Origin of the sequence: Heliorestis convoluta (assembly GCF_009649955.1) — a bacterium.
Classification (GTDB): domain Bacteria; phylum Bacillota; class Desulfitobacteriia; order Heliobacteriales; family Heliobacteriaceae; genus Heliorestis; species Heliorestis convoluta.
Genome location: NZ_CP045875.1, coordinates 1622836 through 1639122, shown reverse-complemented (window position 1 = coordinate 1639122; position 16287 = coordinate 1622836). Strand labels below are relative to the sequence as shown.

The 16287-nt window shown below is 42.6% G+C and carries 16 protein-coding genes, 1 pseudogene and 1 riboswitch; of the genes and pseudogenes, 4 read left to right on the top strand and 13 right to left on the bottom strand.

From position 1 onward, the window contains the following. Positions 1 to 69 precede the first annotated feature (69 nt). A complete protein-coding gene (locus FTV88_RS07845) occupies positions 70 to 867 on the bottom strand; it encodes an ABC transporter permease (RefSeq protein WP_243137053.1) in 798 nt (265 codons plus the stop codon). A gap of 34 nt (positions 868 to 901) precedes the next feature. Next, the gene (locus FTV88_RS07840) at positions 902 to 1882 is read right to left on the bottom strand and encodes an ATP-binding cassette domain-containing protein (protein ID WP_153725120.1); all 981 of its coding nucleotides are present in this window, start codon (positions 1880 to 1882) and stop codon (positions 902 to 904) included. A 202-nt stretch (positions 1883 to 2084) separates the two neighbouring features. Between FTV88_RS07840 and FTV88_RS07835 the strand changes: the two genes are divergently transcribed. From FTV88_RS07835 to thiH, 4 genes are all read left to right on the top strand, one after another. Further along, on the top strand, positions 2085 to 2390 hold the full coding sequence (locus FTV88_RS07835; protein ID WP_153725119.1) for a hypothetical protein: 306 nt from the start codon (positions 2085 to 2087) through the stop codon (positions 2388 to 2390). Positions 2391 to 2453: 63 nt separating this feature from the next. Further along, positions 2454 to 2561, top strand: a riboswitch (TPP riboswitch). 66 nt (positions 2562 to 2627) lie between these two features. Beyond that, on the top strand, positions 2628 to 2828 hold the full coding sequence (gene thiS, locus FTV88_RS07830; RefSeq protein WP_162007952.1) for a sulfur carrier protein ThiS: 201 nt from the start codon (positions 2628 to 2630) through the stop codon (positions 2826 to 2828). Position 2829: 1 nt separating this feature from the next. Further along, on the top strand, positions 2830 to 3597 hold the full coding sequence (locus FTV88_RS07825; protein ID WP_153725117.1) for a thiazole synthase: 768 nt from the start codon (positions 2830 to 2832) through the stop codon (positions 3595 to 3597). A 64-nt stretch (positions 3598 to 3661) separates the two neighbouring features. Further along, positions 3662 to 4768 (top strand): 2-iminoacetate synthase ThiH, encoded by a 1107-nt coding sequence (gene thiH, locus FTV88_RS07820; RefSeq protein ID WP_153725116.1) that lies wholly within the window; start codon positions 3662 to 3664, stop codon positions 4766 to 4768. A 43-nt stretch (positions 4769 to 4811) separates the two neighbouring features. On the opposite strand, the gene FTV88_RS07815 is transcribed toward thiH, so the two are convergent. The 11 genes and pseudogenes from FTV88_RS07815 to FTV88_RS07765 form a co-directional block, all read right to left on the bottom strand. Next, positions 4812 to 5402, bottom strand: coding sequence for a CheB methylesterase domain-containing protein (locus FTV88_RS07815; RefSeq protein WP_153725115.1), 591 nt, complete (start codon positions 5400 to 5402; stop codon positions 4812 to 4814). 24 nt (positions 5403 to 5426) lie between these two features. Beyond that, positions 5427 to 7601 carry a hybrid sensor histidine kinase/response regulator gene (locus tag FTV88_RS07810; protein ID WP_153725114.1) on the bottom strand — a complete coding sequence of 725 codons (2175 nt, stop codon included), beginning with the start codon at positions 7599 to 7601 and terminating at the stop codon, positions 5427 to 5429. Positions 7602 to 7619: 18 nt separating this feature from the next. Beyond that, positions 7620 to 9080 carry a methyl-accepting chemotaxis protein gene (locus FTV88_RS07805; RefSeq protein ID WP_153725113.1) on the bottom strand — a complete coding sequence of 487 codons (1461 nt, stop codon included), beginning with the start codon at positions 9078 to 9080 and terminating at the stop codon, positions 7620 to 7622. A gap of 16 nt (positions 9081 to 9096) precedes the next feature. Beyond that, on the bottom strand, positions 9097 to 10101 hold the full coding sequence (locus tag FTV88_RS07800) for a chemotaxis protein CheW (protein ID WP_162007951.1): 1005 nt from the start codon (positions 10099 to 10101) through the stop codon (positions 9097 to 9099). A gap of 6 nt (positions 10102 to 10107) precedes the next feature. Beyond that, on the bottom strand, positions 10108 to 11343 hold the full coding sequence (locus FTV88_RS07795) for a CheR family methyltransferase (RefSeq protein ID WP_153725111.1): 1236 nt from the start codon (positions 11341 to 11343) through the stop codon (positions 10108 to 10110). Positions 11344 to 11384: 41 nt separating this feature from the next. Continuing rightward, positions 11385 to 11528, bottom strand: a pseudogene (locus FTV88_RS16135) (hypothetical protein); the annotation flags it as partial. Between the two features lie 5 nt (positions 11529 to 11533). After that, on the bottom strand, positions 11534 to 13138 hold the full coding sequence (locus FTV88_RS07785) for an ATP-binding protein (protein ID WP_162007948.1): 1605 nt from the start codon (positions 13136 to 13138) through the stop codon (positions 11534 to 11536). After that, entirely contained in the window at positions 13131 to 13766 is a 636-nt protein-coding gene (locus tag FTV88_RS07780; RefSeq protein ID WP_153725108.1) for a chemotaxis protein CheC, read from the bottom strand. The genes FTV88_RS07785 and FTV88_RS07780 overlap by 8 nt, the downstream gene beginning before the upstream one ends. Further along, a complete protein-coding gene (locus FTV88_RS07775; protein WP_153725107.1) occupies positions 13767 to 14132 on the bottom strand; it encodes a response regulator in 366 nt (121 codons plus the stop codon). It abuts the gene before it with no gap. A gap of 254 nt (positions 14133 to 14386) precedes the next feature. Continuing rightward, entirely contained in the window at positions 14387 to 15256 is an 870-nt protein-coding gene (locus tag FTV88_RS07770) for an FAD/NAD(P)-binding protein (RefSeq protein ID WP_153726567.1), read from the bottom strand. Positions 15257 to 15260: 4 nt separating this feature from the next. Continuing rightward, positions 15261 to 16274 (bottom strand): 4Fe-4S dicluster domain-containing protein, encoded by a 1014-nt coding sequence (locus FTV88_RS07765; RefSeq protein WP_153725106.1) that lies wholly within the window; start codon positions 16272 to 16274, stop codon positions 15261 to 15263. Positions 16275 to 16287 lie beyond the last annotated feature (13 nt).

Below are 16287 nucleotides of genomic sequence, written 5' to 3'. Positions count from 1 at the left end.
TAACTTCAAAAAACACAAAAAACCCCTTCTTCTGTGTTTCTAAGAAGCACAGAAGAAGGGGTACGCAGTCTACTCCGTTTTATTAAAAGCCGTCGCTGCAGCAGTCGCAGTGACCAAGCCAAAAAGGGCCAGTATCATCAAGTCATAACTAAGACTGTGTTGTACCATTAGGCGTGCTGTGGGAATGCCATCATAGATAACATTGCGTAAGGCATCAACGCCATAGGTAAGAGGATTGATCTTCATCAGCCACTGCAACCAATCCGGAGCCGTATGTAAAGGAAAGATGGCACCGCTTAAAAAAAACATGGGCATGGTTAAAAAATTCGAGATCAATTGAAAGCCATGGAGAGATTCCATGCGTCCTGCAATGGCAATACCAAGACAACCAATAGAAAAACCAATCATGGCGCAGATAGGTAAAATGCCAAGAGCTGCTTTCACAGTCAAGGGCACACCGGCTAAGGGGGAGAGGAGCAACAAGACAACAGCTTGAAAAGAAACGATCGTAGCAATGCCGAGTGCCTTGCCCACAGAAATGGCCCAGCGTGGTACGGGTGCAACCAAAATCTCTTTCAGAAAGCCAAACTCCCGATCCCAAATAATCGAGACGCCTGAGAACATGGACGTAAAAAGTATGGACATGCCAATAATGCCAGGGTAAACAAAGGTAAGATAGTCAATCTCCACCCCCTCTGGCAAGCCGCGAAAAGCCATGGCAGAAGCTATACCTGTTCCTACAAATAGCAAATACAAAGTGGGCTGCATGACCATACCCGCCCATTGGCTTTTCTCACGACGAAAACGAAGTAGTTCTCGATACCAGATGACGTAAATGGTTTTTGCAATTGATTCTAACAAGTTCAACAATAAAACCTCTCTCTATAGAAAGTAACAAGCATTACCGCTTTCCTTTGCGAAAACTTCTTACTTTTTGTCGTGATCGTTCTGCTTCGCTAATCAATTCATCACGAATGGCCCGGCCTGTTATTTTTAAGAAGACATCATCGAGAGTCGGTTCATGAACATGAATGCTCTGAATTGCACCGGGAAAGTCTGCTACCACACGAGGGATAAAAGAAGAACCATCTTGGACTTCTAGGCGGATGGAATCACCCACTAAAGTGCTTTGTAGGCCATATTTTTCCCCTATAGCACCTATCATTGCTTCATTCTGATCTGTTCGGATCGTAATCACATCGCCACCCACTTGTTCTTTTAGGCTTTCAGGTGAATCTAAAGCAACGATGTCACCATGATCAATAATGGCAATTCGATCGCAATTTTCAGCTTCTTCCATATAATGGGTGGTCATGAAAACGCTTAGCTCAAATTCATCGCGCAATTTATTTACATGGCTCCAGATAGCTCGGCGTGTCTGTGGATCCAGACCAATGGTGGGCTCATCAAGAAAAAGTACTTTGGGATGATGCAAGAGACCTCGGGCAATTTCTAAGCGTCGTTTCATGCCTCCAGAAAAATTGCGCACTGGATCGCGTCGTCGGTCCGTTAAATCAACCATAGCCAAGACTTGATCCATCCGTTCTTTCATCTGCTCCCGAGGTACACTATATAGCATGGCATGGAAGTAAAGATTCTCTTCTGCCGTCAATCGATCGTCAAGCGAGTAATCTTGAAAAACCAAGCCAATGGACTGACGCACTTTGAGCGCTTCTTTCGTTACATCAAATCCATTCAGCATTGCTTTGCCTGATGTAAGAGAAAGCAAAGTGCAAAGTATCTTAATTGTCGTTGATTTACCAGCGCCATTGGGACCAAGAAAGCCAAAGATTTCACCTTTTTGTACTTCGAAAGATATCCCTTTTACCGCTGTAAAATCTTTAAACTGCTTAACCAGATCTTCTACATATATAATCGTCATTCTTACGAAGGATCCCTTTCTTTATGTATCATTATCACGCTTCTGAGTAGACCCTTCCTCTGAAGGAATCCCTTGATTTCATAGTTTAATATATCACTTCCACCTAGGAAAAAAAAGAAGGCTTATGTTCTTTATCTTTTTCTATCGCTTTATTCACCTATCGTGCCATCTTTGTCATAGGCTATGGCAGGGGTGGTAAATAATGGATTGGGCTTTGACTCCGACCAATGGCGAGTATTTAATTGCGATTTTATCAGTTCTCATCCTTACCACTGTAGAAGTTTTTAAGTACGCCTTACGTCATCATCCTGAGATGTACAAAGTCTTCAATGGTTTTGTGCTCATTTTTGCTGGTTTGATCTGGGGTGGTCTCTATGGTTTCTGGCAAGCAGATTGCTTCAATTGGGCTGGCTTTAAAAAAGGTGCTGAGATAGGGATTTATGTTGCCTTTGTAACAGGCGTTACTTTCGGAATTATCAAATCAGTTCGCGATACAAAAAATCGTTGAATTAAGACTTTACAGTCTTGCCATGATAGTAGTAAACTCTTGATAGGTCTATCAATTCAATAGATTGTTTGCTAGGGGTGCCGCCTAAGGCGGCTGAGAGAGAAGGTGTCTTCTCAACTCTTTGAACCTGACCTGGATTATACCAGCGTAGGGAAGCGCTTTATGTGAATGATTGTCACAATGAAAAGGCTACCCTACGGGCGTGGTCTTTTTTGTCTTTCAGAAAGGAGTTTAACGATGAAGGTTACAGTGAATGGCGAACCTGTCGAAGTAGCCTCTCCTATGTCTCTGATCACCTACTTAGAATCCAAAGAGCTTCCTTTAGAAGGCTTGATTATTGAGTACAATGGTTCCATTCTCTCTAGAGATGGTTGGGAGAAGGTTACTTTCGCAGAAGGCGATCAAATTGAGATATTGATGTTTGTTGGAGGTGGTTAAGATGGACAACCTAAGAATTGGAGATAAGGAGATTCGAAATCGTCTTTTTATCGGCAGTGGTAAGTTCGCAGATGAAGGAATTATTCAGGACCTTATGACAGAGACAGGCGTAGAAGTGGTGACCGTTGCATTGCGCCGTGTCGATTTGCAGAACCGACAACAGAATGTGTTGCGCCATATTCCACCGGAAGCCATTCTTATGCCCAATACTTCGGGCGCTCGAACAGCAGAAGAAGCCGTTCGCATTGCCCGCTTGGCCCGAGCGAGCGGCTGTGGTAACTGGATTAAGATTGAAGTGATTTCTGATAATAAGTATCTTTTGCCTGACAACAATGAGACGATTAAAGCCACAGAAGTTTTAGCAGCAGAAGGTTTTGTCGTTCTTCCCTATATGCATCCTGATCTGTACGCCGCCAAAGCTTTAGAAAAAGCAGGCGCCGCTGCCATTATGCCCCTAGGTGCTCCCATTGGCACGAACAGAGGATTAAAAACGAAGGAGATCGTTCGTATTCTCATCGAAGAGTGCTCTCTCCCTATTATTGTTGATGCTGGTATTGGTAAGCCCTCGGAAGCTGCTGAAGCCATGGAAATGGGTGCCGCCGCTGTACTGGTGAACACAGCCATTGCTACGGCTGGTGATCCTCTAATCATGGCCAAAGCTTTTAGCCAGGCTGTACAAGCAGGCCGTCTCGCCTATCTCGCCCAACCGGGGCAAACTGTAGAGTATGCTCGTGCTAGTTCACCGCTGACAGGATTTTTGCAGGACTAAGATTTTTTACAACTTTTGTCACTACTTCTTGGGAGAGTCAACGAATTAGAGGACGGATCATAACATGTCTTTTTATCCCTTATTAAAAAGCTACGATGGCCTTGACGTCAATGATTATATGCGTAAAGTGACCTCGCAAAGAGTCGCATCTATCATCCGTAAAGAACGACTGCAGGCTCTTGATTTTCTAGCCCTTTTGTCTCCCGCTGCAACAGAATTTTTAGAAGAAATGGCGCAGAAGGCCCATCGACTTACGCTGCAACACTTTGGACGTACGATACAACTTTATACGCCTCTTTATTTGTCCAATCAATGTGTGAATCGCTGCCTCTATTGTAATTTTAGTCATATTAACAAAGAGATTCAGAGACGTCGCTTGTCACCAGAAGAAATTGAAGCAGAAGCAAAGGCAATTGCTTCAACAGGATTAAAGCAAGTCTTGCTATTAACAGGCGATGTGCCAGGCAAAGAGCCCCTAGAATATCTGGTACAAGCACTGGATATTATCAAAGAATCCTTTACTTCCTTATCTGTTGAAATCAATGCTTTAAGCACTGAAGAATACACTTTGCTAACAAAGCATGGCGTTGATGGATTAACGATTTATCAGGAAGTGTATGATGAAAAGACCTACGAGTCACTCCATCCTGCTGGCCCCAAGCGTGATTATCGTTGGCGCCTCGATGCACCGGAGCGTGGTTGTCAAGCTGCCATGAGGCGCGTGAATGTTGGGGCTCTTCTTGGTTTACATCATTGGCCTTCTGAAGTCTTTTTCACAGGGCTCCATGCACAATACTTGCAAGACCGTTACTTAGATACGGAAATATCCGTTTCTATCCCTCGCATTAAGAGCGGCCCTGAAGGATATCAACCAACAGCGCCCGTTTCTGATCGCGATCTAGTTCAGATCATCCTCGCTTTCCGCCTCTTTATGCCCCGTCTGGGCATTACGCTTTCCACGAGGGAATCGGCTGCATTACGAGACAATCTAGTGCCTTTGGGCGTGACTCGTCTTTCTTCCGGTGTAAATACAGCGGTAGGTGGCCATATTGATGAAGAAGCGAAAGACGGTCAATTTATCATTTCTGACGAACGATCAACGGAAGAAATTCGTCAGATGTTACTTCAGAAAGGCTATCAACCAGTTTTTCAAGATTGGCATAATATTTAACAGAAAAAGCCTGCCCTTTTATATCGGGCAGGCTTTTCTTTGTTTACAATGCTTTTCTTTCAACAAGTCCCAAGAGCCGTTCAATCATCAACGGTGGCGACAACACCTCATCAACAGCATGTAAGCGAAGGGCTTCTCCAGGCATTCCATAAATAATAGACGAAGCAGGGTCTTGCACTACCGTGTAACAACCACTATCATGAAGGCCTTTCAATCCTTGTGCCCCATCTTTGCCCATGCCCGTTAGGAGAAAAGCCCAACAACAAGGACTAAAGCAACACAAAGACTGAAAAGTTAGATCAATGGACGGACGATGACCGGCTTGTGGCGGTGCTGAAGAAAGTGCAATGATTCCACTTGAATTTACTTCTAGATGATAGCCTTCTGGCGCAAAGTATACTGTTCCTCTACAAATTCGTTCGCCTTTTTCTGCCAATTTAACTTTTACACGACAGTGCTGTTGCAGCCAACCAACTAGAGAGTTCATAAAACCTTCTGCCACATGTTGTACGGCCACGATAGGTACAGGAAATTTTTTTGGTAAGGCTTGTAGGATTTGAAGGAAAACAGGAGGGCCACCCGTAGAAGCCCCAATGGCAATTACAGAAGGGGTTTCTCTATCGATCCTAGGCACTTATAACAGGCCGCCTTTCTTTTCCTATAACAGCCGATGCAATGTATTGATTAGAACTTCTTGTTCAAAAGAAGATTTAACCAAGTATGCATCGGCGCCCGCCGCTACACCACGCTTTTTTTCACTTTCTTTCATCAGTGACGTTAGCAAAATGATAGGTAATTGCTTGAGATTGGGGCTTTGACGAATCTTCTCTGTTAAAGTAAAGCCATCCATATTGGGCATTTCTACATCTGTTACAACAGCATGAAAGGGATGATCCTGCAACAGTTGCCAAGCTTCTGCTCCATCAACGGCTGTTGTTACGACGAAATCTTGGCTTTCTAAAATTCTTTTTACTTGAACACGCGTCGTGATAGAGTCTTCTACCAATAAAACAGATGTCTTTTTTTTCTCAACAGGAGCTTGTCGGAGCGAAAAAGTTTTAACTCTCTCTTTTTGCACCGCTTTCACTAGGTCATAAGGATTTAATACAGTACAAATTGTCCCCGTTCCGAGTACGGTAACGCCCATGACATTGCGGATTCTCTTCAGAAGAGAACAAAAAGGCTTCACAATCACCTGGCTTTCTGTAATAAAGGCATCTACAACAAAAGCCGCCTTTTCTTCTCCATTAGAAATGATAATAGCACCTTTTTTTTCTTGATTCTCTTGCCGGACTTGTTGTTCATCGGCTAGTTCCAGTAACTCCAACAATGACTGAATCGATACCGGTTCTCCTTGGTACATAATAGCTTCTCGGCCTTCCGTGTAAAACACTTCATCGCTGCGAAAAAAACGTAGACCTTTAACTTCCTCAGAGGGAATACCATAGTTATAGGCACCTGCTTGAACAACTATAATCGATGTGGTTATTAAAGAGACGGGCATTCGAAGCTGAATTAAGGTTCCCTCACCGATTTGAGATTGGAGATGAATAGATCCTTTTAAGCTTTCAATTCTACTTTTTACTACATCCAATCCAATGCCTCGACCGGAAAGAGCAGAGACATTTGTACGTGTGGAAAAACCTGATTCAAAGATGAGCATTTGAAGTTGCTGCGTTGACATGGCTTCTAGCTCTTCTCGCTGATAAAGCGACAAAGCAAGCGCTTTTGCTTTAATCATTTCTAGATTGATTCCATTTCCATCATCTTGAACTTGTAAGAGTACGTGAGTGGAAGTTTGCATCGCTTTGATTCGCAAAGTGGCATACTCGTCTTTGCCTCTTTCTAAGCGGAGATCGGATCTCTCAATGCCATGGTCAATGGCATTGCGCACAAGGTGAACGAGTGGATCGCGCAATTGTTCAAGAATATATTTGTCTACGAGAATGTCTTCTCCTTCTATGGTCAGACGTATTTTTTTCTGTTGCGACGTAGCCAGATCGCGCACCAAGCGGTGGTATTGTTTGAAAAGAAAAGAAAGCGGGATCAGTCTGATTGTTCCAATCTCATCGCTCATCTGATTGGCAATCCAATGAAGGCGCTCACAATCGTTGTCTAGAAGTTTGTATACACGATTCAACTCTTGACTCAGATAGGCCATGTTTTTTTTAAGTTGCTTCAACTCTTTTTTAGGCGAAGTGTAATATTTACGTTGATTGAGCCAATCTTCTACTTGTCCATTGATGAGTTCTAAGTAACCAATATGCTCTTTCAAGCGAACTTGTGATACTGTTAACTCGCCAGACTGTTGTAGCAGTCCATCAAGCTTTGCTGTAGCTACACGAATCGTTTCTAGTACATGGGTGCGTCTAGCTTCTCGTTTCTGAATTCCTTTGCCTTCCATTGTTTCCGCGGTCTCCTGGACCGCAGTTTCAACAGCAGTGGCAAGGCGATTGCCCCTTGAATCTTGTGTTCCTAGAAAGGGACTTTCACTGTCTACCTTCATCTCTCCCGTTATAGCACAATGGACCAATATACGTAACTGATCAACCCACTCGGCTAGCGTGGTGATCAATTCTTCTGTTATGGCTACGTGCCCACTTTTGATTTTATCTAAGAGATCTTCTAACTGATGCGATAGCCTTTCTAGTTCTTTTTGTTCTACGAGACGGGAAATACCTTTGAAAGAATGGGCGTCACGAAATAGCTCCTTAATCAGATCCTGGTTGTGGCGCTCCTGCTCAAGTTGTAAAAGATTTCTTTCCATGCGGTCAAGGCGTTCCGCTGCTTCAGCTTGAAAGATTTCTCTTAACTCTTGATCAACAATTGTCATCCATCCCACCTTCTTTTATTAAACCGTGTCTTTGAGCATCATACCTGCTTTACGGAGATTCTCCATACCTTCTTTTGTTTCCCCAATAGAAGCAGCCGTTTCTTTTGTACCTTGTGTAATATCTTCCATCACTGTCGACACGCCTCCAATGGCACCGCTTTGCTGCTCTAAGTTCAGTGATACTTGTTCAATGTATTGAGATATTTCTTCCATGCTCCTCTGTAACTCTCGGAAAGCATCACCATTTTTGTTTGTTAGTCTTTCTGTTGCTACCACTTGTTTGGTGCCTTCTTCCGTAACCATAACAGTTCGGTTCGTAGCTTTTTGAAGATCCACGACGATCGTTGTTATTTGTTGTGATGCTTTTTTGCTTAAGTCAGCGAGTTTCCGGATTTCTGCCGAGACGACGGCAAAACCTTTTCCATGTTCTCCTGCACGTACAGCTTCAACAGCTGCATTGAGAGCCAACATATTGGTCTGATCAGCTAGATCTTTCACAGTAGAACTAATTGTACCAATCTGACTGATTTGTTCACTAAGATCTAAGATTTGATGGGCGATAGAATCAACTTTAGAGCGCAGATCTTGCATATCGCGAATCATCGCTTCTACAGAAGTAAGCCCCTCGGTGGCTGCAACAGCGGCGTCGCGCGCATTTTCTGCAACCTTAATCACTTGTTGTGTAGACTGCTCAGAAGAAACACGCAATTCTTCCATCGTAGAAGTAACTTCCGCTACTGATGAAGCTTGAGAAATGGCTGTTCGTTCACTTTGCTCCATCGATGCGGCGACTTGCGCCGATGTTACAGCGATCGTCTGAATGGTTTCTTGCACTGGTTTGGCAATGCTATTTGCCAGTATAAAGGCAAGGCCACTTCCTAGTAGCAGTGACAGTACTGCAATTATAAAAGTTACCATTTTTCCGTAAGATTCTTGCTCTTCTGCTTCCAGCAAGGCCTGGGTAGCTCTTTCCTGTTTAAAACGATTGATCTCCCCAAGTAGTTGGTACGTTTTTTCTAGCTCTGGGTTCACATGGTTATAGAAAAAATCATTGGCTTCTGCTCTAGCAGAAGGTCCTTTTTCGATTAAGGCTGCAAATTCTGCACCATAGTGGTGAAACAAGCGATGAGGTTCTTCTAAGTCAAAGTAGACTCGCTGCTTTTCCTCTGGTAGTTGCTTGAAGGCCTCTGTTTCTATGTACCTGTAATACCACTGCCCAAGGCTACACTGTTCATGATCGAATTGTTCTTCAAAGGGCCTGCCGTCAATGAGAGAGCTATTTGCTGCTAAGACCCACTGCAAGTGATCTTTTTCTAGCTCCATAATCAAGGTAGATTCTGCTGACTCATCAACAGCTATTTTTCTCAGTTCGAGACTTTTACTTGTTAATAAGTAGTTTACCGCTACTAGAAGTAAAAGAAAAAATAATAGAAAAGAAAAACTGAGAAATATTTTATTTCTAAGCTTTATGGAAAACACGTAGTACCCTCCTCTTTTATATTTCTTCGTAAACGACAAGTTCTTCTCGTTGAAAGATTCTATCTATATCAAGGATGGTTGCTATAAATTTCTCTCTAAAAGGGATATGACCACGAGCATATTCATCAGCAAGAGACCGTAAGGCCACTGGCGCTGGCAATATCTCTTCTTCTCTAAGCACCACGAGATCCATAATCGCATCAATTTGTAAGGCTCCTAAAAAATCTTTGGTAGCAATAACGACCAATTTGCTTCTAGTAGATTTCTTACGAGGTAAGCCCAGGAAAGGCCGCAAATCAAAAACTGTTATAATCTGGCCCCTCAGATTGGTAACACCAACAACATGCTCTGGGGTACAAGGAATGGGAACAATCTCTGATAAAGTTAAAAACTCTTGCACATAGATTAAATCAAACCAAAAAAGCTCGCCATTTAATCGCACGACCACACCGACTCGTTCTCCTGAACGATTGCTTTCCTTATCAAAAGGCTGCGCGAGTACCTGTGCTCGCTGGCGCAACTCCTGCTTTTCTTCATCAGTCCAAGGAGGCCAAGCTTTATTGTTTAACCTTGTCTCACTTTCAAAGGATTGTAAAAGCAACAAGTCCCCTGAAAGAAGAAAAATAAGCTCCTGATCATGACGAACCAAAGACGTTACAAAAGGTGGCAATAGCGATTGATGTTGCACTTGCGGAATCGCTTTGATTTCTTCTGTTGCAAAAGAATACATATCTTCTACAGCATTCACGACAAGAGCGACTGTTGTATCTCCTGCCTCTAATACAATGACTTTATCTTGCAGTCTATATTCGTGAGACCCTCTTCCTAAAGTGCGAGACAAATCGATAAGTGGCATTGCCTGGCCATGCCAGTCAATCAATCCAGCAACAGTATCAGGATATTCTTCTGCCTGGCTAATCATTGGTAAAGGCGCTATCTGCTTTATTTGCTCTGCAGGTACGCCATATCGTTGCCCTTTAAGAACAATAATTAGATAGACCTTCTCTTTAGAAGTTCCCAACAAATTCTATCCCTCTCCTAGCAGACACTTCATTTTGCGTAATAGTTCCTCGAGCCTTTCATCACCTTCGTAATACAAATCCGTTGGTTCTTGTAAAATGATCTCTTTTGCTTTTATCCACACTTTTCTACCTTTTTGAAGATTCCCTTGGTTAATGTAGAGATGACCTAGCTCTATATGAGCCGATATATAGTGCGGAGCAAGATACAAGACTTTACGTAAAGTAGCAATGGCCTCCTCTTCGAGCCCTTGCTCTACATAGATCAGCGAGATAAGATAATAGGCTCTGGCGTCAAAGGGATGGCTCTTCAAGTGACGTTGGCAATCTTGAAGGGCTTCTGCATACTTTTTTCGATCTGCTTTCTCCCTCGCTATCTCAAGCAGGCTTCGTTTCTCTTGATCTTCATCCGTAGAAACCTCCCTATGCTCTCTAGAGAGCATTGACTCTTTCTCTTGACGAAGACTTTCTTGCTTTTGGCGATGTGAAAGAGTCCTATTCTGATCAAGAACTGACTTTACTAGGCTAGAGTCCTTAAAAGCAACCGACAGAATCCTTTCTGCGCAAAAAGACGCTTTCTGCTCTTTCACGAAGGAGGGCTTTCCTCGTTTCCAAATACGGCCTTCTCTATAAGAATCCATATGAAAGTAGTGCTCTGTTTTTACACCTAATATCTCAGCATGGCCTGTTAAGAGATATCCTTGTGGCGAAAGAGTATGGAAAAATTTATTGAGAACTTTCTCAATCCCTTCGTCTTGAAAATAGATAAAGACATTGCGGCACAGAATTAGATCAATATCGTAAATTCCTTTTGCATAATCGGGATAGCTGTCTTCCACCAAGTTGAGATATTCAAAACGAACTGCTTCTCTGATCGAAGGATCGATAGACCAACTGCCATCCTGCGAAAAGTACTGATTCATATAAGTGCGATCAATACTTCGAAAAGACCAGGATCGGTATTGTCCCTGCCGAGCTTTCTGTAAAGCTTCTCGATTAATATCCGTTCCAATAATTTTTACATGCCAATCACTGTTCTTACCAAGAAGCTCTTGCATCACGATGGCGAGAGAGTAGGGTTCTTCTCCCGTAGAACAACCGGCACTCCAAAGGGATATTTTTTTTTGCTTTTCTTTTCTTTGTATAATTTGGGGAAGAATTCTTTGTTTGAGCAACTGAAACTGGCCTTTATCACGGAAAAAAAGCTCTCTCCAATGGTAATCAGTGGGTAAAGCTGTTCCCATTCAGCCTCCCCTTCTGGCTCTGCCGATAATAGTAAATTGTAGTATCCTTCTAAAGAAGATAGCTTCAATTGTTTCATTCGTTCTTTAAGGGTATTTTCTAGGATATCTATTTTTGATTCTGAAAAGACAAGTCCTGTCTTTTTGGTAATTAGCTTTTGAATGCCTTCTAAGACTACCGGTACCATGGAAACTATGCCTCTATTCTTTTTGGTATCCATTTTTGCAACAAACGTAGCAGACAAGCTGATTCAAAAGGTTTCGATAGATAATCATCCATGCCCATAGCAAGGAAGCGCTCTCGATCCCCTTTCATCGCATTGGCTGTCATGGCTACGACAGGAATAGAAGCCCATTGAGGATTTTTTCGCAGTTGACGTACCACATCGGTGCCTCGCATTCCTGGCATTTGCTCATCCATTAAGATGAGATCAAAAGTCTTTTTATGAATCAACGCAAGTGCTTCTTTGCCACTGCTACATTCCTCATAGTCAAAGTTCCATTTTCTCATCCAAGCACCTACTATTTTTCGATTGAATGAATCATCATCAACAAGTAAGATCTTCCCAGCTCTCGTTTTTTTGTCATCACGAGATGGATCTTTCCCTTTCTTTGCATCTTCTCGTTCTTTTGCCTCTTTGTCTTTGTAAAAAGGCAAGTTAAAATAAAAAACCGTCCCCTGACCAACGGTAGATTGAAACCAAATTCGTCCACCCATGGTATCAACCAGTTGCTTTACAATGGCTAGACCCAATCCACTGCCACCAAAAGAGCGATTCATAGAACCATCAACTTGATAAAACTTTTCAAAAATCCAGGGTTGATTTTTGGGTTCGATGCCAATGCCTGTATCGCGAATTGAAAAAAGCAGTAACACTTTATCTTCATATTCTTCGATTTGCTCTACAAGCAAAGAAACTTCACCTTTGTGGGTAAATTTCACAGCATTACTTAGTATATTTAACAATATCTGAGACAGCCTTTTGGTGTCACCAATAAGATGTTCATAAATAGGAGGCATAATCAAAAGTCGTTGAGACAATCCTTTTTCTTTTGTTTTCAAAGACATGAGATCCATGGCTTTTTTGACTACATTAGAAAGTTGAAAAGGTTTGTGCTCTAAAGGAAAAAGGCCCGACTCTATTTTCGAGATATCAAGGATTTCTTCTAGCAGGCTCATTAAAGCTTGGGCGGCTTCCTTAACCATCTCTTGATAACTTTGCTGTTCTTCATCAAGGTCTGTCTGCAATGTAAGATCGATAAACCCCATGATAGCATTCATGGGGGTCCGAATCTCATGAGACATGTTGGCTAAGAATTCTGACTTTGCTTTGTTAGCAACGACAGCCATTTCTTTGGAGACTTCTAATTCTTCTTTGGCTATTTTTAATTCACGAATTAAGACCCGCAACTCATCGACTCTATGTTGCTGACGGGTCATGTCAAAAATTTGTATGGCTATGTATTTTTCTTTATCAACCTCTAAAGGTTGAACAAGCATATTTTGCTTCGCAAATTTTTTGGCAATCTCATCAGAGGGCTCAATAAAATGTCCATGAAAAGCGCCTGAAAAGAATCGATTCTGACCTGCTTCAAAGGCTTTTTCGAAGATAGGACGAAAGGTCGCTTCTTGAAAGCGTGGATAGAGATCAATCAGTTTTTCTCCGATTACATCTTCCGCTTGGTGCTTTGTTAGTTTTTCTAACCACTCATTCCAAATTACAATACGATAGTTCATATCAAGAACAAGGACACCTACATTGACCTGATTAATGAGTTGTGATAATAGATTATTCATAGATGTCCACCAGCATTTCATCGATCTTTTCAATGAGCTTTGTCGCAGAGTCTAACTGTAACATGACTACTATGGCACCTTCAATCTTTTCTTCCCCAACAACGAAGGTGTTGCGAAGCACGAGCGTGTAGTAGCCAGGATAAAAAAAGGGCTCCGGTCGTAATCCTTCCACAAAGAGAAATTCAATCTCTGGCAAAGAATAGTCTATTCTTGTGTTGAGCAAGTTACCGAGACTGCCAATAATAACATTGAGTAGCACATTGCCAATCTCTTTCATGGCATCGGTATCGGTGTCAGAAAAAAGAGAGTCATTGCCGTTGTGCTCGATAAAGTCTTCATCGCCTAGCATAAGATTGACCAGCATTTTTCCCTTATCCACAGGAAAAAGCAACTGTGCTTGACCACTACATTCTACACCAAAGCGCAAAGAAGAAGATACAACATGACCTTGCAAGATGGATGTAATTAGTTCTTGTATGATGGAACTATCACGTGCTTGTAGCAGTTGTACTTCTGGAACTTCTAGATAAACCTTCTGGCGCACCATTTCAGAAAGTACATGACCTGCTTGTCCAATGACAATGTTCATATATTCCTTGAGGGCATCTTGTTGTAAAGGGTTGAGCATTTAAATTGCTCCCTTCATAATCTGTACCACTTCTGCGATTTTTTCTCGATTGATTGGTTTTTGTAGAACGGCAAGGGCCCCTAAGGCTAACACTTCTTCTCTCACAAATCTTTGCACATCTGCAGTAAGTATAATTACAGGTTGGTACGGATCTTCCTCCCTGATCTTTTGCAACACTTCTTGGCCCGTCATGCCTGGCATGAGTAAATCAAGCAATATATAATCAGGTTTTTCACGCAAGTAACTATAGTAACCTTCTATACCATCACCAGCTGTGATAAATTCCGCATCTGGTAATAATTCTCTTAAAAGCCGAATCATTTGGCTCCTGTAGACTTGCGAGTCATCGATCACCAAAATCTTCATCTCTGAACCCCTCTTTTCAGTTGCACCGATTTATTACTTATATATTTCTTGACGTAAGGCCTAGTTCCTTCTATTAAAGTCTCGATATTGTACACTTTTTCGCGAGAAGATTGCTTCGGGTGTAAAAAAGAATAAACATAACGTCGGGAAAGAACTGAGATATGATAGGTCACTATGACTCTTCCTATGCAAAGATGCAAAGAAAGGAGCCCTCTATTTCATGGAGGGACTCCTTTTTGTTCTACGGGTCTTTATTAGTATTCGTTGGGCATTTTTTTCATTTCTGCTAAGCTAAAGACAGGTCCATCGAGACAAACGAAGCAACTGCCGATGTTGCAACGACCGCATTTGCCGATGCCGCATTTCATGCGCATTTCTAAAGTTGTAATTACGTTTTCTGCTGTAAAGCCCAGTTTGTCAAGAATGCCCAAGGTAAACTTAATCATAATCGGAGGTCCACAGATAATGCAAACACTATTGTCCGGGTCCGGCTTCAATTCTTCCAAGTAGGCTGGAACAAAGCCAACATTTCCTTTCCAACTATCATCACCACGATCTACCGTTACGGAGACTTTGAAATCTCCTAAGGCCGGCCATGTTTCAAAAAGGTCGTATTGAAAGACCAGATCAGCAGGCGATCGAGAACCGTAGATAAGGTGAAGCTTTCCATAGTCATCGCGGTGATCAACACAGTAGCGAACGGCTGTCCGTACAGGTGCTAGACCAATACCACCACCGATAAATAAGACGTTTTTCCCTTTTATTCTTTCCATAGGAAAACCGTTGCCGTAGGGACCGCGAATGCCTACCGTTTGTCCTGGTACGATTTCATGCAGTTCATTGGTTAGCATGCCTACTTTTTTGATCGATAGCTGCAGGTGATCTGGCGCATCGGTGGCTGAGAACATGGCTTCCCCAACACCTGGTAAAGAGAGCATAGCCAATTGACCTGGTTCAGTGTGAAAAGGAACGACCATTTGTCCATTTTCTTCTTTGGAGATATAAAAGGTCTTAACATCGGGCGTTTCTTCAATAATCTTGGTTACTTTTGCTTTCATCGGTACTAGAGGGTTGATTCGTTTGATATCTGCTGTTGTTGCACTCGTCTGGTTCGCTGCAATCATTCTGTTATCGGCCATCTACTTTCGCCTCCCTTACCTGATTGATCACATCGGTGATCTCCAGATTAACAGGACATTTGGCGATGCAGCGACCACAACCTGTACATTGATATTTTCCGTACCGCTCCGGGAAGTAACGAAGCTTATGCATAAAGCGCTGGCGGACTTTTTCTTTTTTACTGGGACGAGGGTTGTGTCCTCCAGCCATTAAAGCGTACTCATTAAACATACAGGAGTCCCAACACTTTATCTTTACGCCACAATGCTGGTTTTTCTTTTTCTCTGAGATATCAAAACAGTGACAAGTAGGACAAAGATAGGTGCAGGTTCCGCAAGTTAAGCATTTGCGCCAGAGCTGATCCCAGAGGGGATGTTCGAACATGCCTTGTAGTTTTTCGGCAATTCCAGCACTGTCTACTTGAAGAATGCAGTCTTCTGGATCTGCGGCGACAGCTGTTGACTCTACAAGCAAAGAAGTTGCCGCTATATCTTCTATAACCTTTTCTCCTTTTTCAGTTCGTGCCAGCATGCCATAGTGGTCGCCAAGATCATAGAGCTGCAAGTCTCCACTTTCATGTTCTTTAGGATTTAGCCCCATAGAAGTACAGAAACAGTCTGGTCCCGGCTTTGTACAGCCAAGCGTCACAATGGTAGCGCTTTCTCTGCGACAGTTATAAGATTCATCCACATATCCTCTTGTTAAAAAAACATCATCCATACAGACGATGGCTTGCATATCGCAAGATCGAACTCCAAAGAGAATATAGGGCTTTTTCTCTGGAAGAATTTCCTCGTATTCACCATCGATCCCGTAAGCAGTAAATTTATATATCTTCTCTGTCGATGGAAAAAAGAGTTCTTTCGGACTGATGGAGCTGTTATTCTCCATCGAAAGCTCTACCTCATCCCTGTAAAACCCGTAGCGACTCAGGTCACCTTCTTGAACCGGTACATAAAGAGGCATTTTCTTCGACAAAGCGCTGAGCACTTCAGACAATTTATTTTTGGGAAAGGCTTTCAAGACGGAATCACCT

Excerpts from the sequence above, each read along its gene's own strand:
- FTV88_RS07840 (WP_153725120.1), bottom strand. The coding sequence starts at position 1,882 with ATGACGATTATATATGTAGAAGATCTGGTTAAGCAGTTTAAAGATTTT.
- FTV88_RS07835 (WP_153725119.1), top strand. The coding sequence starts at position 2,085 with ATGGATTGGGCTTTGACTCCGACCAATGGCGAGTATTTAATTGCGATT.
- thiS (WP_162007952.1), top strand. The coding sequence starts at position 2,628 with ATGAAGGTTACAGTGAATGGCGAACCTGTCGAAGTAGCCTCTCCTATG.
- FTV88_RS07825 (WP_153725117.1), top strand. The coding sequence starts at position 2,830 with ATGGACAACCTAAGAATTGGAGATAAGGAGATTCGAAATCGTCTTTTT.
- thiH (WP_153725116.1), top strand. The coding sequence starts at position 3,662 with ATGTCTTTTTATCCCTTATTAAAAAGCTACGATGGCCTTGACGTCAAT.
- FTV88_RS07810 (WP_153725114.1), bottom strand. The coding sequence starts at position 7,601 with ATGACAATTGTTGATCAAGAGTTAAGAGAAATCTTTCAAGCTGAAGCA.
- FTV88_RS07795 (WP_153725111.1), bottom strand. The coding sequence starts at position 11,343 with ATGGGAACAGCTTTACCCACTGATTACCATTGGAGAGAGCTTTTTTTC.
- FTV88_RS07785 (WP_162007948.1), bottom strand. The coding sequence starts at position 13,138 with ATGAATAATCTATTATCACAACTCATTAATCAGGTCAATGTAGGTGTC.
- FTV88_RS07780 (WP_153725108.1), bottom strand. The coding sequence starts at position 13,766 with ATGCTCAACCCTTTACAACAAGATGCCCTCAAGGAATATATGAACATT.
- FTV88_RS07775 (WP_153725107.1), bottom strand. The coding sequence starts at position 14,132 with ATGAAGATTTTGGTGATCGATGACTCGCAAGTCTACAGGAGCCAAATG.
- FTV88_RS07770 (WP_153726567.1), bottom strand. The coding sequence starts at position 15,256 with ATGATTGCAGCGAACCAGACGAGTGCAACAACAGCAGATATCAAACGA.